General features: G+C 48.4%; 23 protein-coding genes. 16 read left to right on the forward strand and 7 right to left on the reverse strand.

The features are described 5' to 3' along the window. A partial coding sequence (locus B7L70_RS06130) for an ATP-binding protein (protein WP_081226997.1) occupies positions 1 to 1565 on the forward strand: 1565 nt, incomplete at its 5' end. 666 nt (positions 1566 to 2231) lie between these two features. Here B7L70_RS06130 and B7L70_RS13355 read toward each other — a convergent pair. Next, complete coding sequence (locus B7L70_RS13355) at positions 2232 to 2393, reverse strand: hypothetical protein (protein ID WP_162009114.1); 162 nt, start codon at positions 2391 to 2393, stop codon at positions 2232 to 2234. A gap of 58 nt (positions 2394 to 2451) precedes the next feature. On the opposite strand from B7L70_RS13355, the gene B7L70_RS06135 reads away from it, so the two are divergent. Further along, positions 2452 to 2658: a hypothetical protein gene (locus B7L70_RS06135; protein WP_162009115.1), complete on the forward strand. Its 207-nt coding sequence runs from the start codon at positions 2452 to 2454 to the stop codon at positions 2656 to 2658. 15 nt (positions 2659 to 2673) lie between these two features. On the opposite strand, the gene B7L70_RS06140 is transcribed toward B7L70_RS06135, so the two are convergent. Continuing rightward, positions 2674 to 3906 (reverse strand): hypothetical protein, encoded by a 1233-nt coding sequence (locus B7L70_RS06140; RefSeq protein WP_081226999.1) that lies wholly within the window; start codon positions 3904 to 3906, stop codon positions 2674 to 2676. Positions 3907 to 4017: 111 nt separating this feature from the next. On the opposite strand from B7L70_RS06140, the gene B7L70_RS06145 reads away from it, so the two are divergent. From B7L70_RS06145 to B7L70_RS06165, 5 genes are all read left to right on the forward strand, one after another. Next, the gene (locus tag B7L70_RS06145) at positions 4018 to 4827 is read left to right on the forward strand and encodes a hypothetical protein (protein WP_143701557.1); all 810 of its coding nucleotides are present in this window, start codon (positions 4018 to 4020) and stop codon (positions 4825 to 4827) included. 6 nt (positions 4828 to 4833) lie between these two features. Further along, positions 4834 to 5649 carry a hypothetical protein gene (locus B7L70_RS06150; protein ID WP_143701558.1) on the forward strand — a complete coding sequence of 272 codons (816 nt, stop codon included), beginning with the start codon at positions 4834 to 4836 and terminating at the stop codon, positions 5647 to 5649. Between the two features lie 45 nt (positions 5650 to 5694). Next, entirely contained in the window at positions 5695 to 5883 is a 189-nt protein-coding gene (locus B7L70_RS06155) for a hypothetical protein (protein WP_081227002.1), read from the forward strand. 159 nt (positions 5884 to 6042) lie between these two features. Next, positions 6043 to 7302 (forward strand): hypothetical protein, encoded by a 1260-nt coding sequence (locus tag B7L70_RS06160; RefSeq protein ID WP_081227003.1) that lies wholly within the window; start codon positions 6043 to 6045, stop codon positions 7300 to 7302. Between the two features lie 474 nt (positions 7303 to 7776). Then, positions 7777 to 9090, forward strand: coding sequence for a hypothetical protein (locus B7L70_RS06165; RefSeq protein WP_143701559.1), 1314 nt, complete (start codon positions 7777 to 7779; stop codon positions 9088 to 9090). A gap of 7 nt (positions 9091 to 9097) precedes the next feature. On the opposite strand, the gene B7L70_RS06170 is transcribed toward B7L70_RS06165, so the two are convergent. Then, positions 9098 to 9337, reverse strand: a complete 240-nt coding sequence (locus B7L70_RS06170) for a hypothetical protein (protein ID WP_081227005.1) — start codon at positions 9335 to 9337, stop codon at positions 9098 to 9100. 131 nt (positions 9338 to 9468) lie between these two features. Here B7L70_RS06170 and B7L70_RS06175 point away from each other — a divergent pair, with 131 nt between their 5' ends. After that, positions 9469 to 10515, forward strand: coding sequence for an AAA family ATPase (locus tag B7L70_RS06175; protein ID WP_081227006.1), 1047 nt, complete (start codon positions 9469 to 9471; stop codon positions 10513 to 10515). Between the two features lie 42 nt (positions 10516 to 10557). Here the strand turns inward: B7L70_RS06175 and B7L70_RS06180 are convergent, their stop codons facing one another. Continuing rightward, positions 10558 to 11406 carry a hypothetical protein gene (locus B7L70_RS06180; RefSeq protein WP_081227007.1) on the reverse strand — a complete coding sequence of 283 codons (849 nt, stop codon included), beginning with the start codon at positions 11404 to 11406 and terminating at the stop codon, positions 10558 to 10560. Between the two features lie 132 nt (positions 11407 to 11538). Between B7L70_RS06180 and B7L70_RS06185 the strand changes: the two genes are divergently transcribed. Further along, positions 11539 to 12585, forward strand: coding sequence for a hypothetical protein (locus tag B7L70_RS06185; RefSeq protein WP_081227008.1), 1047 nt, complete (start codon positions 11539 to 11541; stop codon positions 12583 to 12585). A gap of 47 nt (positions 12586 to 12632) precedes the next feature. Here B7L70_RS06185 and B7L70_RS06190 read toward each other — a convergent pair whose 3' ends face one another. Beyond that, positions 12633 to 14597 (reverse strand): ATP-binding protein, encoded by a 1965-nt coding sequence (locus B7L70_RS06190; protein ID WP_081227009.1) that lies wholly within the window; start codon positions 14595 to 14597, stop codon positions 12633 to 12635. Then, a complete protein-coding gene (locus B7L70_RS06195; RefSeq protein ID WP_081227010.1) occupies positions 14594 to 15826 on the reverse strand; it encodes a DNA double-strand break repair nuclease NurA in 1233 nt (410 codons plus the stop codon). Before B7L70_RS06195 ends, B7L70_RS06190 begins: the two co-directional genes overlap by 4 nt. A 102-nt stretch (positions 15827 to 15928) precedes the next feature. On the opposite strand from B7L70_RS06195, the gene B7L70_RS06200 reads away from it, so the two are divergent. Beyond that, the gene (locus tag B7L70_RS06200) at positions 15929 to 16150 is read left to right on the forward strand and encodes a hypothetical protein (protein ID WP_081227011.1); all 222 of its coding nucleotides are present in this window, start codon (positions 15929 to 15931) and stop codon (positions 16148 to 16150) included. 64 nt (positions 16151 to 16214) lie between these two features. Beyond that, positions 16215 to 18185, forward strand: coding sequence for a hypothetical protein (locus B7L70_RS06205; RefSeq protein ID WP_081227012.1), 1971 nt, complete (start codon positions 16215 to 16217; stop codon positions 18183 to 18185). A 47-nt stretch (positions 18186 to 18232) separates the two neighbouring features. Here the strand turns inward: B7L70_RS06205 and B7L70_RS06210 are convergent, their stop codons facing one another. Next, on the reverse strand, positions 18233 to 18430 hold the full coding sequence (locus tag B7L70_RS06210; RefSeq protein WP_081227013.1) for a hypothetical protein: 198 nt from the start codon (positions 18428 to 18430) through the stop codon (positions 18233 to 18235). 380 nt (positions 18431 to 18810) lie between these two features. Here B7L70_RS06210 and B7L70_RS06215 point away from each other — a divergent pair, with 380 nt between their 5' ends. The 5 genes from B7L70_RS06215 (at position 18811) to B7L70_RS06235 (ending at position 23459) form a co-directional block, all read left to right on the forward strand. Then, positions 18811 to 19437 carry a hypothetical protein gene (locus B7L70_RS06215; protein ID WP_081227014.1) on the forward strand — a complete coding sequence of 209 codons (627 nt, stop codon included), beginning with the start codon at positions 18811 to 18813 and terminating at the stop codon, positions 19435 to 19437. 2 nt (positions 19438 to 19439) lie between these two features. Next, a complete protein-coding gene (locus B7L70_RS06220) occupies positions 19440 to 20852 on the forward strand; it encodes a DEAD/DEAH box helicase family protein (protein ID WP_081227015.1) in 1413 nt (470 codons plus the stop codon). A 312-nt stretch (positions 20853 to 21164) separates the two neighbouring features. Further along, complete coding sequence (locus tag B7L70_RS13020; protein WP_143701560.1) at positions 21165 to 21368, forward strand: hypothetical protein; 204 nt, start codon at positions 21165 to 21167, stop codon at positions 21366 to 21368. Positions 21369 to 22197: 829 nt separating this feature from the next. Beyond that, positions 22198 to 22869 (forward strand): hypothetical protein, encoded by a 672-nt coding sequence (locus B7L70_RS06230; protein ID WP_143701561.1) that lies wholly within the window; start codon positions 22198 to 22200, stop codon positions 22867 to 22869. Further along, positions 22869 to 23459: a hypothetical protein gene (locus B7L70_RS06235; RefSeq protein ID WP_081227018.1), complete on the forward strand. Its 591-nt coding sequence runs from the start codon at positions 22869 to 22871 to the stop codon at positions 23457 to 23459. Before B7L70_RS06230 ends, B7L70_RS06235 begins: the two co-directional genes overlap by 1 nt. The last annotated feature ends 235 nt before the right edge of the window (positions 23460 to 23694 follow it).

The raw sequence follows: 23694 nt of genomic DNA on the forward strand, positions 1-23694 counted from the left end.
TAGCATTCCTGGCGTTGATTGATTTCGCAGGCTTCATCCTTATGGGCATATACGGCTTGGCGTCCTTGCTGGTCTTAGATGTCCTAGCCATCATGGCTAGGCACAACTACAGCGTGATCAAGGGCGGTGAGTTGGGAAGGCTAAGCCACAAGTTGACGGCTAGTGGCTTACTCTTCACTAAGCCTAGTGAGGAGGATTTGAGGAGCATCGCCGAGGCATTTGTTTCAAGCAACAACAACTTCATGCTCTCCATATCAGGCAACCCGCAGTTCAGGGGTGAGGTCTCCAGGACTGTGGTTAGTTCTCACAGAAGATTGATTGATTTTGAGGATCCAAAGGCGGTGCCGAAAGCATCTCAATGGGCAGTTGTTTTGGAGAGGATTAATGAGCGCGGTGAGGAGCCGGTCAAGGCCATGGTTGCGTTGGATAAACCGTCGAACATACCGCTCTTGTTCACGGCAAGATCAACGACACAAATGCACATTTGGGCTTTTCCAAGCATTGACGAGCTTGGTTATGATTTAGCCGTAATACCAATATTCCACGGTGGTAGGGTTCTTTCGGAGAGCCTAAGGGCTAGGGTTTACCTAGGCAGGGATAGGGAGAACAACGAATTATGGATTGACTTGGACAGCATGCCCTCTGGCTTCGGCTTGGTGGTTGGGATGACTGGTATGGGTAAGACGAAGACTATGAAGAGGATACTGCTTGAACTGATGGGGAGGGGCATCAATGTGCTTGTTCTGGATCCGCACGGTGAGTATTTGCTGCCGGGCATTGAGCCCATCGACATCACTAAGAGGTTCATCAACATCTTCGAGCTTGATGGCGTCACGGATATGGAGCGCGTGCATCGGTTGTCGAAGGCTTTCGAGGACTTAGGCATACCTCGTGACCTCATCCTTACTGACTTAAAAACAATATACCAAAATGGATTGTACAAGGACTTCTTCAAATCCATGGAGTGGCTAAGGGCTAGGTCTGACAATGAGCTACTCAGCCTAACACTCGATAGGCTAATGAGCTACCTCGGCAACGCCGAGATTGTGCCAATAAGCGAGCTCCTCAACAACAAGGCTTTGTTGTTCAGCCCAGTTAGGAGCATCCCAGACCTGAGGGGCTTCCTAATGAGTGTTGTGGTTGACCACATATATTCGTTTACGATGACCCAATCAATCAGTGAGTTTCTGCAGCGATTGGTGGTTGTTGATGAAGCCTATGACATCCTCAAAACACAAACAATAGAGTACATTGTGCGCGGGGCGAGGAAGTTCGGGACGGCAATTATCTTCATCACACAATTGATAAGGGACGTTAACGAGGAGATTCTAAAGAACATGCCGTTCATGATTATTTTAGGCGGCAACGCCGCATACGTCGAGGACGTAGCAAGCGTCCTAAACCTAACCGATGAGGACGTTAGGTGGCTATCAACAGCATTGCCACCACACATGGCAGGACTAACCGCGAAAGCCCTAGTCATAACAGAACCAATAAGGAGGCAGGCAATCATCGAGCTGGAGCCGGTGATCAAGGGCCTAACCCAACGCGAAAACGGCTATTAAACACTCAACCTCACCGTTAGAGACTCCACGGTGTTGAGGAATTGAATTGTTCGTCAGAGTTTTTCGTGTATCGTGGTCGTGAGACCGTTAGAGGCTTCGCGAGTCGTGCATCGACCAAGGGGATAAACCCTCTGACGAGGATCCGTGAACAGGGCAGGGAAAAACTTAAAAAGAAGTAAATAAAACCACGACTCAGAATCTAATACAGAAGAATTGAAGCAAGTCATACAGGTAGTGTATCTTCTTTGTGTTTGCAAACTCCAAAACATATGAATCTAGAACAGAAGAATTGAAGCTCTGGAACCCTATTCGAGGTCGCCACAGCAGTCCACAGTGGGACTGGCGAATCTAATACAGAAGAATTGAAGCGGGGTCAAGGGGATGGACCGAAGTGGGATTAATCCCGGGATATTACAATGAATCTAGAATAGAAGAATTGAAGCTAGGTACACCGTGTTCCCCCTATTATACACAACTAGGTTCCTTATCGAATCTAAAACAGGAGAATTGAGGAAGACCTTGTTTGCCCACTCCGCATGCTTCGCAATGCCCTGAATCTAAGGCAGAAGAATTGAAGCAGCTTGTGCACGTGATTTGGTAAACTCAAAGGCATTACTTGGAAGAATCTGGTATAGAAATTAATGCTAACAAACCTTAGTGCTTTCTTCACGTACCTCTCCATTCGTAATCTCTATGGGACTCACTATCCGTTAGGATTGCATAGATAAGGCTCTGCTCGCTGTTTATTGTCGCTTCGCATACCTTCCTCGCCCTCTTCGGTCCTTCCGCGTTTATTCCCTCGGTTATTTCCTCGTGGACCGTGTTCACGGTGCCTGTGGCTTAGCGAAATGCCTAATATTATGTGGCTTGAATAATGGGGTTTGTGGTGAGAATTCATGGCCAGTGTAATTGTGTAATGATAATAAGGACGTGTAGTGAGGAGCTAATCAAGGAGGCAATCAGGCTCGGTGCAGATGAGGCGCGATGCGAAGACAATAAACTAATAGTAACATGGAGCAGGGAGGAGGAACCACCATGCAGCCTAAAATGCCTAGTGATGCAGACAATGGGTGAGATAATTAGGGGCGGATAGGCTTGGGTTTGTGCCTTATTCATCCTTAACGATGTCCTTTGGGTTCATGAGTATTAATTCGTAGTACTTCATCGGTATTAACTGAGCCTCGCCATCAACCACCCTAATCAGCTTACTTACGGGTGTCCCAATGAAGTACCCGTTGATGTCCAGCATGAGCTTTGCTAACTCGGTGAATAGGCCAGTGTGTTTCCTGTGGAGGCTCTTGGGTAGTAGTGCCATGAGTAGTGTGGTTGGTTCTGGATCTGTGGATAGAGCTCCGGCCGATACCACGCCATCAAGGGCGAAGCTCACATCCTCCCTATTGCCGGCTATTATGTGGATTAGGTTCATTGCGTAGTCCAGGAGTGGCGCTATGCCTTGGTTGATCATGGTTATTGTGAGTGCCTTATACGCCGCATCATCCTTATCCGTGTTGCTGAAGAACTGCGTTAACTCCCTGACCAACCTCTCATTCGTGCTCTCTACGTCTTTATCCTCCTTGAACCATCCATGCATTACCAACAAGTACTTGCTGTCCCTACTCGCTACGTATATGAGGATTTCCTTACTCGATGCCGTGTACCAAACCCCACCATTACCACCGTACCTACAGACACCGCAGGGGTTTTCCCAAACCGCGTTTTTAAGTACCTCATTTAGGCAACCCCACGCTGATGAGTCCCTAAACTCCGTGCATTCGCTACGTAGTCCCATGCCTGCATAGACCTCGCTCACGCTCCTAACCTGCCCAGTGAAGTGACCCGTTAATATCGATAATACGTAGGATGTGAAGCCGGCCCGTAGCGCGTTCATTAGTGAGGCGTAGGCGAAGCGTATATACGCACCCCAACTGCTCAATTTCTCTTCTTTCTCTTCGATAATTAATTCTCCAAGCAACTTATCGGTAAGTATCCTGCCCAGGTACTCAAGCGTCTTTACCCAATTAATAATTGGCTTCTCGCCGATGTAATTATAGACCTGCCACACCTTGCCGCAATTTATGGTCACCCTCACACCCTTAACATCTATTATATCGAACTTCCTGAACCTTCTTATCACGTACTCAGCCCTGGACTTATACCCCCTCACCTGGTACTTCTCTGCGAAGCACCTGTAGATATCGCCGATATTAACGATGGATACATCATCCCTACACCACAGCTCGAGGCACTCGAAGATCGTACTTGCGTAGGGACTCCTCAAAACATACTTGGCAATTCTGGTTACGTTCTTACTCACCACCAATGCCTTGGTCTCGCCACCCATTGTAAGGTAGCCGCCTTAGACTTCCTTAAGTTTTTCGGTACAAAATTTCCAATAACTACGGTAAAGGAAACTACTTATTCATGGGCATGCACATAACATGCGGTGGGTGGCATGGCTTTCCTAGACACCTTCAAGCCCGGTGCCGAATGGATTCCGGAGGGTGGTGTGGATGTTGCCAGGTCCGGTGTTGACTTTGACGCCGGCGGTTTCTGTGAGGGCTTGGCCTATGACGTCCTAGCCTATTACAAGCCATACACGAGGTATAAGAGCCGCTGGGGAATCTACTTCATACTCCCCGCAATGCTAAGGGACCTAGAGAGACTCAGTGACGCCGTCCAAAACAACTCCGGGATCAAACCTGAGGAGGGCCTCCTAGCCCTAATAATCCACCCAGGGGTTGTGTTCCTACACGAGCTCTGCCACCACACCCTCGAGAACGTTAGGGTAAGCATGGGGCTTAGGGGCGTCTATGAGGATGTTGATGAGGGGCTCTGCCAATACACGGCATTCAGGCTAGTCGAGGAGTCCTCTGGGTTGGGTCTGTTAGTAACGCCATACATGGTTCACCATGGTGACCACATACATGTCCACTGGCCCTTCGATTGGCCCTTCAGGGGAGTCATACGTCTACGCTGGAACTACCCGCTATACATGAGACTCAATAGCATCGATAGGTCCCTAATCAGGAGGGCACTCTCAATACTCTATAAGTGGTGGGGCTTGGATAGGGCTGGTTTGTATAGGCCGGCGATAAGCACGAAGTACACGGAGGACTTCCTCGCCAAGTACCTTGAGCAGTTGAGGGGTGACCTAGTCCCATTCCTAGACCACGCGTTGTCGAAGAAGCCGGTCAACGAGAGCGACTGGGCGAGGGTAAACATCGACAACAGGGAGTGGAAATTAACGTGTAGGCAGGGGTGATTAGTTATGCCCTCCTGGCGAATACACACTAAGTATGCCGTGTTGATGGGGATTGATGGGAAGATTGCCCGTGCAGTTAATAAGGCTATAGACTTCAGGGCTGGAATTCACGATGCTGGTTTGAAATCACCTATCGCAAGTTTAATGCCTGGTACATCTCCAAGGGATGTACCAAGACTTCTAACATACTCACCAATACACGGCATCTCTTTACTCATAAGAACACTGGGTATTGGTAGATTCCTCCAAAACCCATTATATCAATATGCCGTAGCGCTACATTACCTATTAGATGAGATTGACAGTATAGTGAAGAGGTATGGCTCAAAGGCCCTTCAAAATATTGATTACGAGGATAAGGTAGGAATAATAAATATGGCCCTCAGGAGAATGGAGAATAAATTACACAAGCCCTGCGAGCCGAGAAAGCTTGGTGGTTACGTGATAGGGAGCCCCTGCAATAGGGCTGTGATTTACGTGATTGATGCGATAATGAGTAGAGCTCGTGAAATCGTTCAAGACAACCTCGACCTACTAGTTGAGGCTGTTGATGAGATTATTCAAGAGAATTCTCACAAAGGTTTTGAGGTTGGACCCGTGATTATTCTTGATTTACTAGGGTGTGTTTGTGAGCGCATTAAGAGGCGCGGAGGTAAGTGCCTATTCACAGTCAACGGAAGAACACTACCCATGGCTCCCGCAGCCAAGAGGATAGCGAACGCTGCCAGGAAGGGTATGATAATGATTAGTAGCCCAATAGTATTAACTGCAGATAATATTCATGAACTTATAGAGACATTGCAGAAGTACTGCAATGAGTGAGGGGGTATGGTAAAACAAAGATGATTCCAGATCGTGGCGATCACCATGGCACTCCAGGTCAAGGTTGTGGTAGCCTCCGGCGCAGACCCGGGCCACTTGGAGATGCTTGAGCCAATGTTGAACGATGCCCTGGCCAAGCTGGCCAAGGCCGGCGCCAGGGTAATCGATATCAAGTTGACCTCGGCCTGCAACTCACGCCAATCAAGATGCACAGCACTAGCACTCATAATATGAAGCACAGACTTAAGTTAAAACTGTTCGTTACAACCAAGCCCTGAGCTATACTGAAATCTTATCATAGATTTTTGTACGTTTAGTTACCGATATACGATAGGATGATCAGTAACAAATTAATTAAGAGGGCTTAAATAAGGGATGAGCATAAATCAGTTAATGGCCCAGTTGGTTGGGCAAAGTTCATTTAAGCCCACGCTTGAGGGCTTAATGACACAGTATGGGGTTCATGATTGGAACTCGTGGATTAGCAACTATATTGAGAAGACCATAGAGCCGCTGGCCCACTGCGGGGCCCAAATCCTCAAGTCAATGGGGAGTTCTAAACATGACTTGGCTAGGTACATTGATTCCATAACTACGCTGGCTACGGAGATAGTTAACAGGGCTAAGAGCGGAGCTGGCATGATTGGTGGTTGCGGCTTTGGTGAATTCATTAAGTACTCGGTTGAGTCAACAATGTACTACAGCCCATACACATTCTTCGCAGTCAGCATCAGGAGGATAACCCCAATACACTTCTACCTACACTACGGCGACCCAGGTAAATACAGCAAAGTACTCAATGAATTGGGCTTCAAATGGGGACTAGAACCCGAATTATCCAGCACCAACGCTAATAAATTAAACATCTACGAAATAGGTGGTTACAGGGATTGGAACCCCAGAGCGGTAGGGTATGAAATATATTGGAATTATTATGACTATAGTGAAAAACTTAAAGTTGAATTACCATATGTAACCTCATCAGGCGAGCTAGACAAAGGTAACTTGAAAGGTGCAAGTCTCGGAGTTCTCATTACATTATTAAACGAGACCGTCTGGGACATGGTACTACAACGCAGAGATCTCTCATCATTAATGATGTATGGCGATAAACCCCTGATAAACACGTTCATAAACTACGCCAAGACGGTAAATGACTCGTTACGAACAATCGCAGATGCGTACAAAAAGTCCCATTACATATGTAATAGAATGAGTAGTATATGTTCTAAGTTATTTGATGTAGAGTCTTTCGATATAAATAAGGCAATAACAATGTTTAATTACGTACGTAATTATTACGATGATTTCGCTGATTTTGCATACATAATATTTAAGGATAGGAAGGAGGTAATGCCATCAACATTAATAACACCACAGACGTTATTTTTCGATGATAATTTCGTGGTGTTTAATGGCTTATTAGTATTTATAAGATTGCCTGAGGACGAGGATAGAGTTAATTATGTGCTTTGGAATTCGTTTATGGACATGATAATGCCCCAACTCATGCTTAATAGACTGGAATTAATCGAGTTAAACCCCGAAGAATTCACTGACAAAATTAAAGACCATCCAATCTACAATCTAATTCAAAAGATGGGGACGCCCTATAGGGTATTTAAAGTATTACGAAGATGGTGGTACTGGTGATACTGAATGGGCACCGACAACGTTATAACTAAATCATATTCGTATAAAATATTAATAAAATCGTCGGGGATAACCGGCGGAGAAACCCGGAGGTTCCCTGGGGCTGAGGGGATTGAAATCACGATTTTTAGAATCCCGGCTTCGCAACAGCCGCCTCAGCAACAGGTCCCCACTTCTGCTCAGCAAATTACGTTGCAGTCTCAACCACAAATTCCTGCACCTGCACCGCTCCCTGTAGTTTCGCAACCTCGACTTGAACAGGAACGTAAGGTGTACGATGATATACTTTATTACGTAGATGTATCACTTGGGCAGCCTAAGAATGTGGTCATCCTTAATCCGTACGTCATCGAAGGATTTAAGTTTGCAGAGCCTAGGGATGTGTTTGTAGCTCGTCCATATATTATTCAAGGCTTATTATTTGCTAACACAGCTAATGTAACTTTTCGTCAGGAGGCGTTGCTAAAAGAGGTGGTGCCTACCGACGTATTTACGGTACTTGCCTTGTCGAACCTCTTTAATGCAACCGTAGTGCTCAATCGGGTATTTGAAGTGCGTGGTGATCTAGATTTGCTGGGTCTCATCAATAGCTCTATCGAGAAAGCAGTAATATTACTTCATGACGTTCATGATAATCCAAGAATTGGCTTCCTCGAGGAGGTGCTCAGTAGGAGGATTAGAGAGCTGGGTTACAATGTTAGGCCTAAGATTGTATCTAAGATTACTGAGCCAGGTTCGATAAGCTCTCTAATCGAGACATTACTTAGTGAGTATAACTTGGTGAGGTTGGATTACTGTGAAGCTAAAACTAAGTTGATGGATTTTGAAGTGCTCGTGGATAAGCTTAGGGAGATAGCTGTTATTAATGAGCCTAGATTCGTGATAATAAGGATATGTATCAATGAACAAATAAAGAACAAGAACTTCTTAGAGGACATCTATGAGGGTATCGATAAGTTACGTAAGGGTGATTTACCTGGTGATTTACCTAATGTTCCAATTATTGAACTTGACGCGTCTAAGGGTGGTGATGAGTATAGGTACGTTCCAGGTATAGCTAATGGAGTGCTAAATAAAGATAAACTTAACGAGTTTGGAGGTAGGTTTGATGAGGTGTTTGTCAGGTCTTCCGAGTATAAATCACGTGAGCTCAAATCCATACTTAAGGATCAAAATGGGCTGTATCAATACCTAGTTAAGGTTAGTAGGGGTGAGCCCACAAGCACAGTCAACATCAATGGAGTTACTGTTACCTTTAAAATACCGCAAGGTGTGGGTGAGTCTGATGAGCATTACTTAATGAAGGTCTTCACGGTTTACCACATAGTGCGTAATACGGGCTTAATAGAAATAGTAAACAATAAAGATAAAACGTTACAGGATAAGCTCAACGAGCTTAGGCAAAGTATCAGGATCGAGGAGCCACTTAGTGACTGTAGGGTAGTTCCAGATGTTTATTATAATGGTGAGGTTTACGAGGTGGAGACGCTCTATGGTACTGGTGCGTTTAGTGTTAAGAAGATTCAAGAGACGATTGAGAAGTATGGGGGTTGCGGTTCGGTAAGGAAGATACATATTGTGCTTGATAACTTAACGGTCATGATGCACTTCGGGGAGATCCTAGACTTATGGAAGGCTTTCCGTAAGTTTGATGGCAAGGAGGTTGTTATAGAGACACTTGATGTGGTAAATAAGAAGTTAATACCATTAATATCACCGGAGAAGGATTCTAAACGTGCAGAGGGATTCGTTGAGATCATTAGTAAGTTGATTTTTGAGAAGCAGTGATTTTTGGTTAAATCATTGTTGGTGGTAGGGGTTGGATTCGCGAACTGTTTGGGCTAGTGTCGTAAATTACTATGGCTATTGCTATGTAGGCGTTTAGGGTGCCTGCTGTGGATATCTTGATATCCACGACCCTAGCCCCACTCCTCACGATCTCTCCCAATGCCTTGTTTAACTCGCTCTCCAACTGCGCCGCAATGATCCTCGGTGATGTTGCCTCAACACCAAAAACCTTGACCTGTAGCGCCACGCTAATCCATACACCACAAACCCTTAACCCATTCTCAACAAATTAGTTATTGAACTCTGTCACATTTTTCGATAACTGATTTGTTGGGTTAGTCTTAACCCCCTGTGTGCGCTTGGTTAGTGGGGTTGTGCATGCTTGGTAATCTTGGGTGTAGTGAGTATAATGGCTCTGCGTGGGTTAGTATTAGGGATTTGCATTACTTGCTCGGTTCTGGTCAATACAATGCGCTTCTCAGGGCTTTGGCTTCGCTTGGTTTTAGGATTGAGAGGTCTAGGTCATACACCTGGGCCGTGATTGATGGCGTGAAGTGCCCGGATGCCGTGAGTAAGGTCGTGGAGGTATTAAGTAGGTTCGTGCAAGGTGGCGGTAATGGTGGGGTTAAGGGCGATTGCCAAAGCATGAGCATCAGTAGAATTATTGACAGCGTTAGGGAGAGGGTCTCAAGCCTAGTGCCTAGCCTAAAGGATGTCATTGAGGAGGTCGCCATTAACTTAGAGGCTGGTAACCACGTGATGCTCCTCGGCGGCCCAGGCAGTGGTAAGACGCTCATTTTGGACGCGATCTACGAGGCGTCTAGTAACCCGCTGTACATAAACATGGCAGACGCCTCTGCTGCGGGCATTGAGGATCTAGTAATCGAGGCTGGTTGCTTCGATGTCATACTCCTCGATGAGGTTGATAAGGCTAAGAACGTGGCGCTTAGCCCATTACTGCAATTACTCGACCACGGCGGTAGGTTGAGGATAACCAAGAGCGGTAAGACCACGGTCATCGAGGCGCCTTGGGTTAGGGCTGTGGCTGCCGCAAACCCATTCAACCCCAGGCTCCGTGCGAGCAACTGGTGGTCGCCCCTAATGGATAGGTTCGTTCCCATTGAGGTACCACAGCCGAGCGTTGATGAAATCCTGACCTTCATGAGTAAGGTAGCAAACACGGAAATGCCGGGCTGGGTCAGGGAACTAATCAAGAAGTACATAGACGCAATAACACTGAGAAAAGCCGAGCAAGCAGCCAAGTACATAGCAACATCGATGAGAAGGGGGAGGAGCGAGGACGTGGTAAAGGCTAGGGTTGAGGATATGCTTAGGAGGGTTATTAAGTATGTTGGTGGTGTGCGTGGGCACGGTGATGGTGGGCTCGGCTTGGGTGTATCTCGGGGTGAGGGGGTTCATGAGTGAGTTGGGTTGTTTTAATGGTTTTAATGGTTAGTTCTGTCTACTTTAGAATGAGCAATGAATGCGTGGGTCTGCGAGCTTCTCTACTATATGCCACTTACTCTTAATTACGTTAATATCGCCCCTCTCAAACGCCTTGCTTAATTCATCCACGTCGTACTTACCTATTGTAACTGCTCTCTCATGCTTCCTGGTGTAGTTCTCGTATCTACTGATTACCCGTGGGATTAGGAACCTGAGGATTATACCTACGTCCCAGCCTCCGTAGATCATGCCCCTGAATGCGTATGTTTGGAATGGGTCGTCTAGGCACGTCACTGTGGCTAACTTAGTCAGCCTTTCGGGGTTCACGTTCATTATCGCGTTTATCGCCCCCTCAACTGCCCTTATTACGTCCTTGCCTTCTATGTTTGTGTTGAATAGGTTGTTTACTGCGTTGATTATTAGGTTCATGTAGCTTGATGGTTCACCACCCCTCTTGTCACTGTTCATTACGTAGTCTAGGTATAGTTTTAGGTATGTGTGGTATGCGATGGCGCTTGTGGCGGCTAGTAGGGCGCCGGGTAGTGTTGGTTTAACATTGACTATCCTACATGGTAGGTTGTGTACCATGCACTTCCTGTACTCATCCAATGACTTGCACCTCCTACTTCTGACTAGGGTTACTAGGCCGTACTCGCACAACCTCCTCAGCATTGAGTATACAGCCACTGGGCTTGTTATGCCTAGGTAATCACTGGCGTAGCCCAGCAACCCCCTAACACCCACCTTATCCCCAACCAACCAATCACTAACAACCTTCATAAGCAACACATCCTCACAAGTAATCACTGTGGATGGACCCTGCGGCGCGGAACTAACCTCAGACAGCGTCCTACACCACCTAATGCCCATCATTACGATTAGTTACGCAAACCCTAATAAATCTTTCTGTAGAAATTTCACGATTAGTTATCGAATAAAAATACCTAATTGATAACTACATTAATCAGAAACAAATATAGGTACGCCATCCACAACCCCTTGATGGGTGCCCCACCGGTTGATTTGGATGGCTTGTTCAATGGCGCTGCAGGGACAATAGCAAGGATTGTTGTGGATGTCCAGGTGAGGCGGGCGGTTGGTGATGAGTGTAAATCCGAGGTTTTGAGTGATGATTGTGTACGGCCTAGGCTAAGTAGGTTCTTACAAAATGCCCAGGGCTATGATTCATCAACCCTCGATAACCTGGCTAATGAGTTGAGGAACTGTATTGAGGTGGTTTATCCATTGGGGTGCTGCGTGCATGATTGCGACCTGAGACCTAGGGCCACGATATTGATAAACACCGATAAGGTGTGGGAGCAGGCAAACAAGATCTACGACTCATACGACGGCCCCGATAAGGATAGGGTGGGCGTGCAGGGTTTGTATGTGGAGCTTCTTAAGTTAGTTATGGCTCACGAGTACGCCCACTGCCTAATGGCTGCGCATAGGTGTGTTTTAGGACCTGAGCACAGCGTGTATAGTAACCTGCCCTGGGTTTTCAGCCACGTCATTGAGGAGAGCTTGGCCACGGCCTTCGAGTACTCGTTCTTCCAAAACAATGTTAAGTACCCGTTCCGTGACATAATTGAGAAAGGCTTCTTCAACAACCTACCGCCGGGCTATAGCGGGTTTAAGGAGTGGTTCGCGTACGGTATACCAGTGATCTCCGCATTATCGATAGGCCCCTCATTCGTTTCTGCATCAATGAGGCCCATTATTGACCCTTTGGGCATTAACGAGAGCTGCTTTGTGTGGGGTACTGCCCGTGTACTAACGATGATGCCCAATAAGGTACTTATTTTCGAGAAACCACCACTGAAACTACCACCGCTACTGAAGGAGTTAATAGACATGAGCAACAATATGCCAAAGCCAAGCAAACCAAACCCACCTGCGCGGTCGCAAGCCAATGGGTTCATTACCACCATTGAGGAATTGTACGATAAATACGGTGGCGACCTCCTCTGGAGGTTGATGGCGATTAGGATACTGAAGTCACCACTGAGACCAGGGGGGTCGGTGGGCATAAAGGATCTCTCCAGATAATGAAAATCACTACTGAATGCTTGTTAAAACCACCTTTACCCGTTGGGCTATTTGTGGCTTCTATGCATTGTCTGCGGTGGTAGCGTCTTCATTGTTATTGCGTGCGTCCTAAATACGTAACTCTTTATCACAGAGACCCCATCCGGTGCATAGACGAGCTCCTCCGCGTAGTCCTTTAGCCCGACCCTCTCTAGAACCCCCTCTTCGCTTCTGAGTGCGATCTTCGTGTTCGTCAGTTGTAGGATTAGGTTGTTTAGGTCCTCTGGTGTGTGGGTTGCGAATACGACCCCGATCCTCCTAACCCTACCGAGCCTGGTTATTTTGTTGATCATTGACTCGACGACGTCCTTGTTGAAGTCCTCAACGCCACGCCCTGTCTGTGGGAAGTAGTTGTGGGCCTCGTCAATCAATATGAACGTTGGCCTCGGTTCACGGCCCATCCTCAACTCCTCATCTCTAACCTCGAAGACTCTGGACAAGACCCTGTAGACGACCATGGAGGCTGCGGCGGGTTCTTCCCTAAATAGCCTTAGGTCAAGGGTGACGAATCCACTTAATAGATCTTGGTATTTTGGTTCTTCGAAGTTGACCGTTATTGCATAATCTGCGCTTTTGCCGCTTGTGGGGTCGTACTCAGTACTTATCAATGTGAACTTAACGTCGAAGATTCCGACCTCGTGAACCATGTGTAAGCCTCTAATTAGATTTTGTGTTTGCTGGTTTGCTAAATTGAGATCCTTAGCGGCTCTTTCGAGGCAGTTTTGCTTGCTTATTATTAATACGTCTAGATCAAGCTCAGTAGCATTGCATACATTTTTAGCCTTATCAAGGATTCTTGGTAGGAGGAAGCTAACTCTCTCTGAGAATACTGGGAATAGTCTCGCTAATTCCTTATACACCTTACTAAACTTTAAGGACCATGGTACAAACCTTATGCTGAATTCTCTATCATTAATCCTAACCTTAGCATTTACTTCGCGTAGCACAGCACTCTTTCCATCCTGGCTAGGCGTAATATTGAAGTCTACATGCTCAACCTCAACCCCCTTAACTTCAGCCTCGGGATACGTGCTATCTAAAAATAACCTGAATAATGCATAACCTAGTGCCTCAGCCAGTGTTCTCGAACTGCTTACATCCTCAATGGTTGCTTTCTCTCCCTTAATGGATGTCTCCAAATACTCACCTGCGTATTCATCAATTAATTCGTAATAGCTCTCTAAGTAATCCCTTGTTATTGGCTCTATGATCGTTATTGAGTCGACTGGCTTGAGTACTGGGTTTGGGGTTGATGGGTTTGGCATTGTTAGGTGTGGGTAGTCCCCCTGTAGGTCTAGGGCTATCACTACGGAGTCCCTAACCTCATTCAGTAGTGTGAGTGCCAGGTTCTTGAGTAGTACCGTCTTACCACTGCCTGTTGTGCCTACGATGAGTACGTGCTCATAAAGCGAGTGTATTGGTAGCCTAATGTTTACGTCCTCAACAACCTCACCACCACTGTACAACTTACCAACCAGGATACCCTCACTCGGTAGCTGGAGCATCCTCATGAGGACCTCCCTCCTAGGCTTGAACACTATGCTCAATGGGTCAATCGGTGTGTGTACGGTGTTTGGCTCGCAATTCTCGAAACCGTCCATTGGGCACTCGGTGAGTGGCTCCAGGACTATCCTGGCGGGAGTCGCAATGCCCGTGTAATCGCTTGATGTGCCGAAGACCGGCGTTACCCCAGCAAGCCCCATCACGTGGCTCCTCTGGACCTCAACAACCCTACCGAGCACGAGCGTTTCATGGACTATGGTTGCTATGCCTAGGTAATCACCAATCCTAACCCTGCTCTCCTCATAATTATCAAATGGCACATCGACAATGATCCTGGCACCCTCGGTGCTCACAGTCACGATATCGGAGACCGAGACCCTACCGATGATAGTCTCCGCATAATCACGAACCCTCTTCTCAACCTTCTTAACCCTCTCCTCAAGCCTAATAAGCAGGTCGGCGGCACTCATCTAGGGACACCCCTCAGTACCTGCATTACAGCCTGTGCATACTCATTCATGATGCCCAAAGCCTCCTGCTCCGTGTCGTAGTTAAACGCCACATCCCTAGCCTTAGCGATGTTGTAGAACAGTAGGTACATGCTCCTCGTTAATTGCTTGGCGAAGTGGTCGGCAACATCTATGATGTACGGTATACCGCTCCTATCGATGCTTGATGCCAACCAGGTAACTAAGCCATCTATGATGTCCCTGAAATTCCTGTACATGCTGTCTAGGGTCTCGATCCTAAAGACCCTGGGGCCCAACCCACTGTAGACGTACCAGAAAACCCTCTCTGGGAATGTATAATTCATTATGTTACTACTCTTATTGTGTCTTTGTTTGAACGGTCCTATGAGTAGTACGTCACCAACGCCCTTTGCCATCTTCTTACCAACCACCTGAATCACCAACGGGTCGTTGCAGTGGTTAGGATCCACGTTTATGCTTGCATCTACGCTCTTGCTTAACGCATTTACTACGTCCTTGCCACACAACTTCCTTGAGTTCTCAACCCTCTTAACAACGCCGACCACAGACACGCCCCTTTTCTTAAGCCCATCTATCGCATTAACCCTTCTCTCCGCAAGCTTCTCCTTAACCTTCACCCCTAGGTAGAGCGGGCCGTCCAAAACAACCGCGTACCCATTGCCCAATTCCCCGGCTAGTTTCTCAATTGCCCAGCTCTCCAGGCTCATCCTAACGTCATCGCTCACATCCTCCTCATTCGCCCTCTCATGAAAGTACGTATTACCATCCTCGAACTTGACCTTAACGTAGTGCCTCAACTTCCTGTCATTCTCTATCTCCTTCAGCACTCCCTCGGGCGCCTTAACACCTATGAATTTCACTCCTTCAACCAGCTCCGTCATTGGATAAAGCCGTAGGGGTGTATTACCTCCATACACCGCAACCCCGGCCAGGAAGACCCTAAACCTCGGCGACCCAAGCCTCCTCGATGAGCCATCAACAACTACCACACGCACCCCAGGACTCCCCCTCCCCAACCCAAGCACATGGAACACCTGTAACTCCCTCATCGGTTCCGTAATGAATAGTGAGTCGTTCTCGTCGTTGTACGGCTCACTAAGGCCTATATCAACATCGGCCTTCGTTAACCGATTAAGTAATTCGTTAAATACTGAATTGATGGAATCAGCACCCTGTTGATCGGTTGACTGCTTGGCACTTGCCTGCATTGGTTTTGATACATATTGATTAATTTAGCAGTTGCGCATCGTTAGTGCTACTGCTTATTTTAACTTATTGCCTTAAATATCGAGGGCGTTAGTGAGGGCTTGATGAGGCTTAGGCTTGTTGGCACAGACTCAACGGGACTCATTGGCTATTACGAACTACCCATGAAACCCGACGACCCGAGAAAGCCGCTTAAGGCAATCATAAGGCTTGGGCCTAGGGAGTATTACCTAGCCGAGGCGTGGGCTGACTACTTGGATGGGGCTTGGGTCCTGGAGCTACCAATCGTTAGGGATTACGTGGAGCTCATAGACATCATACACTGATGCTGCGGGACTAATGTTGGTATTACCGCGACTCCTTTATTAAGCCCCACGCACAAGCCACTTCGTGTTTTCCCAGCTGGAGGTTTTCGATTGTTGGGGTAGGGTCGCCCTTATTGTTGGTTCCATACTCAGCGGTTATGATGGGATTAGTAGGGAGTCTCCTACCAAGGATGTTGACCCAATGCGTGGCGGGTTGGTTGGGGAGTCCCTTGGTGATGCCCTGAGACCGTGCAGTGTCGATGATTTGCTTCTTGATGCTGATGGTGGGGTTAGGGAGGTGGTGCTCGATGCATTAATCACAAGACCAGGCACAATCCACGAGTTGACGGGAGCCTTCGCTAATTATTACAGGGAGGTCTCGAATGAGGTTGATAGGGTCTTTAACCTAGCCGTGAGGAGGGGTGGTGCTTACAGTGGGGAGGCTGTTTATGGACTCGGTCTCTCCTCAATGCTCTCAGGGGCGTTGACCAGGGGCAAAGCCATCAATGCCGACACCGCCAGCGAGGCACTACGCCTCGCGGCACAGGCAATACCGTTCATGAGGGGCTTCGATAGGGCAATACTTATCATTGAGGCACTGAGGCCACTCAGCCGCTTGGCTCCTCATTGGTACGTGGCGTTCCTGGCTGGGTTATCGGGTGTTAGTGGGCTTGGTGATGATGTTACTGAAATCATCATTGGTGATATGCTTGAGTTATTCAATGGGTACTATGAAACGTTTAGGGCAATGGCTTGGCCCCTAGCCAGTGTTGTTGAGGTTGTAGGCTCATTGTTTAGGGGCAACCCATCACTCACGAGCCACAGGGTCGCTGAGGTTGCCGGAGTGATTGTTAAGGCACTTGGTGCACTGCCTAGGCGTGGTCCACTGGTTTTTGTTGCCTGGGCTAATGCCATGTACCCAATCCTAATGAATGAGGTTGTTGGTGAGTTGGTTAGGAGTGGGCTTGGTGTTAGCGACTTGGTTGGCCTATCGAGGTCTATACTCAATGGGCTTGGGGAGTTGAGGAGGGACGTAAATGAATTGCTTGGTGATGCTGATTTTAGGGGTTATGTCGAGGCTAGGGGGTTCATTGCCGATGAGTTGAGCATGAACCAGGTACTCACGAGCGCTGAGGCACGCCTAAGGCATGCATTGGGTAGTTACGCGTTGGTTAATGATAAGCCCAGTGAGGCTGAGGCATGGTTCAGCGAGGCTGCTGAGACCTTGGGCGCCCATGTCGAGAGATTTCCCTTCGAGCACTTAGCACTCAAGTCCAGAGCCATCGCCACACCCACGCTGGATAGATTTTGGGACTTGCTTGACGGGTTTAGGGACTTGGCGCTCGATGCGTATAGGATGTATGACGCAAGCCCGAGGCTCTCCATGACAGCGCTCAACATCGTGAGTGATTACCTAGTCGTCTCGGCAGCCCTCAACGACCTCGACAGCATCATCGAGGGCTTAACATACTTCACACAGATGCTTAGTGATTTGAGGCTCACGCATGGCTTCATACACGTGGTCACGAAGCTAACAATCAACGCAATGCTCAACCAACCACAAACTCTGGCCCACCACCTCCTGATAACCCCCACCGAGCTAATCAATGCGTTCAGGTCTAGGGTTCACGACATAGACCCAGCAACACTCGAGACAGCGCTTGGGTTGGGTGGGAATGATGGAATTGTTGATGTTGGTGCTGTGGTGTTTAGGTTTGGGGAGGGTATTGGGGGTAGGGGTAAGGTGCTTAATGAATTAGGCATTAACACCGATGAATTACTCAATGAATTCATGGGGTTGATAAACAGCCTCGATGGGAAATCGCTCACCCACCTAGTGGTCCCTAAGTCTGCATTTGGTCGCTTAGCTGCGATAATGCATGCTCTGGTGGAGGGTTGGCACGACCTAACCAGGGCACACGCACTCATGGGCTTGGTTGAGTCAGGCACCAAGCTGCAGGCCAGGCTATTCCGGGAGCTTTACAACACGTGTTGCGATAAGAGTGATGATAACTATAGGCTAGCACTGGCGAAGTTATACCTATACCACGTCTAAACCAAGGAAACAATGCCGGTTTTAAGTTTCGTAATTCATGAACAGCATTACCCCCTAACGTACTTGGCGATCCATTTCCTAGTCACTATAATCCCCACACCCGTCGCGATCCAGAGTGCAACGCCTATGGCATTGATTGTTGATGTGAATGCGTCGGGCAAGAACCTGAGGCCCACGATTATGAAGATTATGCCCAAGCCAACCACCCACCACTCCCTACCACTCGGCATAGCACCACCAGGCATTGTGTAGAGTAGGCTTGGTTAAAAGGCTTTGGCCCAGATTAGCGGGTCTCGTTTTAGTGTACATCGCCATCTAATAATGATGGTTTCAGCACCTTATTAATCCAAAGGGTTTGTTTATTGTGTGGTGATGATAGGCCATTCCACCGATTCATGACGAGCCCAAGCATCGCTGATTCGTGATTGACTAAACAATCATTTACCTCAAAGCCCGAAACTGCGGTACCTGAGCGTGTCGTAACCCCTCTTTTAAAGTCAACTAATTATTATTGGGAAGTGATGAGACCCTGAGGTATAGCGCCTTGGGCTTGCCGAGGCGCAGTCCTTGGGGTTGATCCACCGGCCGTGGGGCGGGTAGGCGTGAGTATCGAGATATTGAGGAGTTGATTGAGGAGAGGGCTGTTGAGATTTACAATAGGCTTAGGGATGAGTTGAGGCGTGATTTCGAGAGGCTTGTTGATGAGTACTTGGGCAGGAGCAACGTTGATGAGAAGACGGTTAAGTCCATTGCTAGGGCTGTTGCTGGTCAGGAGTTTGCTAGGCTGCATGGTATCGTTAGGGAGGAGTTGGATGAGTTTAGGGCTGAGGTTGAGGAGGAACTGAATAAGCATGGTGTTGATGCTGAGACGATTAAGCGAATAGTCGGTGAGGTGCAAAACAAGTTGCTTAGCGAGCTCGATAAGCGATTCATGCATGTCCTAAGTGTGATTAATGAGCAGTCCAGCAGCATAAGGGATGTCCTCGACCTAGTAAACGAGATACTGAAGGCAGAGGTCGAGACCGAGGAAGCGCTGAGCAAGTTGAGAAATCTCCTCGATGAAGAACACCTTGAGGAGCTCCTCTACAGGGTGTTGATTAGGAGGGGCATCATTAGGCAGAGGAAGCGAAAGTGGGCCCCAATAATTGCTGGTTTGAGTGTCTTGGCCGCAATAATCGCAGGCTTCATCGTAAACCCAATCGCCACATTGGTCATACTGTTCATTGCGATTGTTGTTTTGCTTAGGTGGTAGCCATGGAGCTTAGGCTTAGGGAGGATCAGGAGGATGTTGTTGTGAAAATCATTGATGCCCTAAGACGCAGCGGATACGCGGCGTTGCAGGCACCGACTGGTTGGGGTAAGACCGTCACTGCCTTATTCGCAATCGAGGAGTTGAGGGCCAAACCAACACTGTGGTTAGAGCCACGCCTAGCAACTGAGTTGCATGTTTACCAGCACGCGGTTGATTTGAATATGAGGGTTATTGCCACCGCCGGTAGGGAGAAGCTTTGTTTGCATGGCTACTCGAATATCGACTTCCTTAGGGGCGTATGCCACAGTTGCCGATTTAACAGGCTTGTCAGCCTTGGTGAGCTTGACGACTTCGGAGTTTTTGCCAACATGGACTTCGGCAGGTTGAGAGAGGTTGGTGAGCAGATGGGCATCTGCCCATACAAGTTGCAAAGCTTCCTAGAGCGATTCTACGGCTATGACTTGGTCATAAGCCACTTCGGTAGGGCAGGTAAGTTGGTTAGGGTTGTGAAGCCTAGGCTCATTGTTGTCGATGAGGCACACAACACCGCTTTGCCGGTGATACATAGGGTTGATGCGAGGGCTTTGAGGCTTTTGCTCGTTGATAAACTGGGCTTCGAGGAGGGTGAGGCACTGGGACTTATCCGAAACCCAGAATCCCTGAGGATAGTCCTTAGGGAGTTGGTTGACACACTCATTTATACTGCGGGTGAGGACAACGATGCGAGGCAGATAGTTGAGGATTTGCTAGCAATGCTTAATGCACAGATTTGGTTCTATGACGAGACCGAGGAGAGCTTGGTTGGGTTGGAGATACCGAGCATGGGCGCTAATGTCCCTACACTGTTTATGTCAGCCACATTGCCACCAAGCCTATTGCAAAACGCAATTGTGGTTAGGAGGGGTTGGTCAATACCTGTAAAGATTGACGATAAGTACGCATTGACGCTTGATAGCATCGAGAGGAGGAAGAGCGAGATTGCCAAACATATCGAGAAGTACCTAACGAGTGGCACAGTAGTGTTCACAACACTGAGTAGGGAGGCGTTGTTGAGTGACGAAGTTGTCTGGGAGGACGAGCTTGTCGAGAAAAACAAAACTCCTTGCGATTATAAGGATGGGGTTGTTGTCCTTAAGAGCTTCGGTAAGTATAATGAAGGCATTAACCTGGACTGCTTCAGCCGCCTAGTCATTTTAGGATTGCCGCTTCTGCCACCGAACGTGATGCAGAGGCTGAGGAGCAGAGGCATTGAGGAAAGGGACTTCGTAGTCATGAAGACTGTCCAGCTCATTGGGAGAGTCATTAGGACTGCCGAAAGGCCAAGCCAAATGCCGGAAATAATCCTCGTGGATAAGCGATTCAGGCTAATTGAGAGCGAGTTAATGAACTACGAAATAGAGGTCGTCAATGCATAGCAGCGAAACCCCGGGTTGACTCGCCCCAGCCCGGCTTGGGTGGGGCTGGGCTGTGGGTGGGGATGAAGCCCGGGGGTTTGATGAACAAGCTTGGCGCTGTCCTTGATGAGCCGCGTGCGAGTTGACTCCCGGGCCGACCCACCCCGGCCCAGTGCCAATCAGGCTGTGGTTGGGGCGGGTTATAAGGCTTTTGGTTACGATGCTCAGTCGTTTAGGGGCTTTTTAAAGCCAGTGGCTAAGATAGTAGAGAGGCGATGAGTCCCCAAGCGAACCACCCCTGGTTCGCGGGGGCGGAGGCTTGGGGATGATTCAATGCCAACAACCCAACTCACACCTGTGGGTGTGGGTTGGGGAAACTACGTAATAGCATGGCTGCTTACGTATCAAGGCAGCAACTGCGAGTTGTGGAAACACGTGTTCCAAAAATGTGCAGAGTCTGAGCTGTGCCGAGAGGCAGCGTCACTACTGCCCACAATCGACTACAGTCTCGAGGAGCACAAATGCTTTCAGTCATAAAACGCTCAAAAGCAATCAAAATATCCAAGCTCCTCAAATTGCCCAAGCCCTCAAAATTGCTCAGCCGCTTATGCCCTGAGTCTCTCCCTGAAGTCCCTCAAACCCACCTCCCCTCTCCCAACCCCCCACTCATTGATGCATTCCAGCGGGGCTCCCCCGGGCAGTAGGGGCTTTGGTGTTGAGCCAAGCCCCGCCCTCGGGGGGTCCCCACCGCCCGACCATTGGGTTCAGTAAGAGATCCAGATGGATTGGGGTTGGTGGGGGTTTCCGTAGCCCAGGCCACATTGGGTTCAGTAAGAGATCCAGATGGGCCGAGGCTGCGGAGGGAGGGGAGGGTTTGAGGGGATGAGGGGAAGGCAATGAGGGGCAATGCTTAGCCGCTCAAGCAACAAAACGAAACAAGAAACAAAACAAAACTCAAAACCACAACCGAGGAAGTGAGCAAGAGCAAATCATTCCTAGGCTTAAGGAAACAAAGGCCATCCAGTGATTGAAATTCCACGGAGAACAAGTGGCTAATTAATGACTCAATTGATTAAACAAAAGTTTAATCAATGGTTCGATAAAGAGGATAAGAGTAAGTTGTCCCTAGGGGTTGCTGAACAAGTGGCTAGGGAGGAATGTGAACAAAAGCGTTATAAGGTGTGGATGTGGAAAGGAGTTTGCCCCACCTCCCCTCTCCCTCCGGGCCCTAGCGGGTGGGGCTGGGAGATCCCCTGTTTGGGTGGGTGGGAGGGGGGCGCCCCTTCCTTGGGGTGCCTCTCCTCTCTCGACCCGCCAACCATCCTAACCCAATTCTCGTCCTGTTTTTCCTCATCTGGGTTGGGTGGTGGTTTGGGGTCGGGGGAGGAGGGGTGCCTCAGGGAAGGGGTGCCTCTGTGACCGTGATCCCGATCCCCGTGGTTGGGTAATCCCAACCACGAACTCCCACCCAAATAGGGGATCTCCCATGAAGGGCGAGTCACTCAAGGATGGGTTGAGGCCCCAGTCTTCGCCACGCCCGGACCCCGTGGTTGGGGACTGGGGCCGTGTAAAATCGGAGCGGGGGAGGCTTAGCCTCGCCCCGCTAGGGTCCGAGGGTGGGATGAGTGGGAGTGTTGTGATGCCTAGTGGTGAGGTGATCAAGGTACCTGATGGCTTTGAGGTGAGGTTGGATAGATGGGGTAATGCCCTCTATCGTGTTAGTGGTAAGGACTCTGTTGTTGAGCTTGTTGCTGAGTTGCTTTACCGTGTTTCGAGGAGTTATAGGGGTTCTGTTGCCTACCTTGATAATAGGAGGATGGCTGCCTTGCTCGGCTTAAGGAACAGGGGTAATGGACGCTTAGACGTCTATTCAAGCTCGTGGGTGCGAGGCATATTGACGTCACTAGGCTTTGAGGAGGTTGAGGTATCAAGGGGTAAGGCAATAGTGATAGACATGAACAAACCAATAATGAGTGAGGTAAGGAATGCTAAAAGCGTCGACGAAGTAGTCGAGATCGTAAAGAGATACCTAAGGTGATGCTATGGCTCCCCCGCAAACCCACGGCCGGTGGGGCGGGGAGGATATTCACAGTGGCGTGGCATGTAAAAAGAGCTTGGAGGTTATGTGGTGGGGAGGAGGCTAAAAAGCTGATTGGTGCAATACTCTTCGATGATAAGGCGGCATTTAAATGTTATGAATCGAACGACTTGGTTAAGTACAATAACTGGATTGTGGCGGGGCGCAGGCACCTAACGCTAATTGAGTATGATGTCCAACCAATTCTGAAGAACTACCACGTTGTCGACGTTAAGTTTACCAAGTCAAAGATCATCGAGCTACTGATTGTGGATCCATTCGATATTAACTTTGTGAAGAGGATAATCGATATTGCGGAGATCATCAATCAAAGCCAAAGCGCATACTTTGCGTATGAAATCGATGCGTTGACTGATAGGTATGAGCTGAATATTTACGTGTTACAAATCATACCCAGGACGATTGATTTCAGTAGGGATGGTAGGTGGGTTGAGACATATGTTAAGCTATCCAAGCAGGTCTGTGATAAAATCCGCGAGGTCTTCGGTAGTGCCGAGATTAGGCTTGGGTACGGTGGTTCCTGTGCCTGAGAGGAATTTGCATGAAACAAACGAGGTTGCTTGGAGGCTTAATCGTTACATGTAGCTCCCTAGTTGTGGGGAGAGGCGTGGGCAAATTGGTGAGGTGCATGACATAATGTACTTCAGGCTGCTCGGCGCCCCTGTTGTTTGTTACCAGGTTGATGGGGTTGAGGTTTACGAACCACCCCGCAAGGCATTTTTCGGCATATGGTACATAGCTACGAAGAGGCTCATTAAGGTGACG

The organism is Vulcanisaeta sp. EB80 (assembly GCF_002078205.2).

Excerpts from the sequence above, each read along its gene's own strand:
- B7L70_RS06210 (WP_081227013.1), bottom strand. The coding sequence starts at position 18,430 with ATGCCTGGTGGTGCTATGCCGAGTGGTAGGGAGTGGTGGGTGGTTGGC.
- B7L70_RS06180 (WP_081227007.1), bottom strand. The coding sequence starts at position 11,406 with ATGGGCATTAGGTGGTGTAGGACGCTGTCTGAGGTTAGTTCCGCGCCG.
- B7L70_RS06140 (WP_081226999.1), bottom strand. The coding sequence starts at position 3,906 with ATGGGTGGCGAGACCAAGGCATTGGTGGTGAGTAAGAACGTAACCAGA.
- B7L70_RS06150 (WP_143701558.1), top strand. The coding sequence starts at position 4,834 with ATGCCCTCCTGGCGAATACACACTAAGTATGCCGTGTTGATGGGGATT.
- B7L70_RS06175 (WP_081227006.1), top strand. The coding sequence starts at position 9,469 with ATGCTTGGTAATCTTGGGTGTAGTGAGTATAATGGCTCTGCGTGGGTT.
- B7L70_RS13020 (WP_143701560.1), top strand. The coding sequence starts at position 21,165 with ATGCCAACAACCCAACTCACACCTGTGGGTGTGGGTTGGGGAAACTAC.
- B7L70_RS06145 (WP_143701557.1), top strand. The coding sequence starts at position 4,018 with ATGGCTTTCCTAGACACCTTCAAGCCCGGTGCCGAATGGATTCCGGAG.
- B7L70_RS06160 (WP_081227003.1), top strand. The coding sequence starts at position 6,043 with ATGGCCCAGTTGGTTGGGCAAAGTTCATTTAAGCCCACGCTTGAGGGC.
- B7L70_RS06200 (WP_081227011.1), top strand. The coding sequence starts at position 15,929 with ATGAGGCTTAGGCTTGTTGGCACAGACTCAACGGGACTCATTGGCTAT.
- B7L70_RS06220 (WP_081227015.1), top strand. The coding sequence starts at position 19,440 with ATGGAGCTTAGGCTTAGGGAGGATCAGGAGGATGTTGTTGTGAAAATC.
- B7L70_RS06185 (WP_081227008.1), top strand. The coding sequence starts at position 11,539 with ATGGGTGCCCCACCGGTTGATTTGGATGGCTTGTTCAATGGCGCTGCA.
- B7L70_RS06195 (WP_081227010.1), bottom strand. The coding sequence starts at position 15,826 with ATGCAGGCAAGTGCCAAGCAGTCAACCGATCAACAGGGTGCTGATTCC.
- B7L70_RS06235 (WP_081227018.1), top strand. The coding sequence starts at position 22,869 with ATGCTATGGCTCCCCCGCAAACCCACGGCCGGTGGGGCGGGGAGGATA.
- B7L70_RS06190 (WP_081227009.1), bottom strand. The coding sequence starts at position 14,597 with ATGAGTGCCGCCGACCTGCTTATTAGGCTTGAGGAGAGGGTTAAGAAG.
- B7L70_RS06155 (WP_081227002.1), top strand. The coding sequence starts at position 5,695 with ATGGCACTCCAGGTCAAGGTTGTGGTAGCCTCCGGCGCAGACCCGGGC.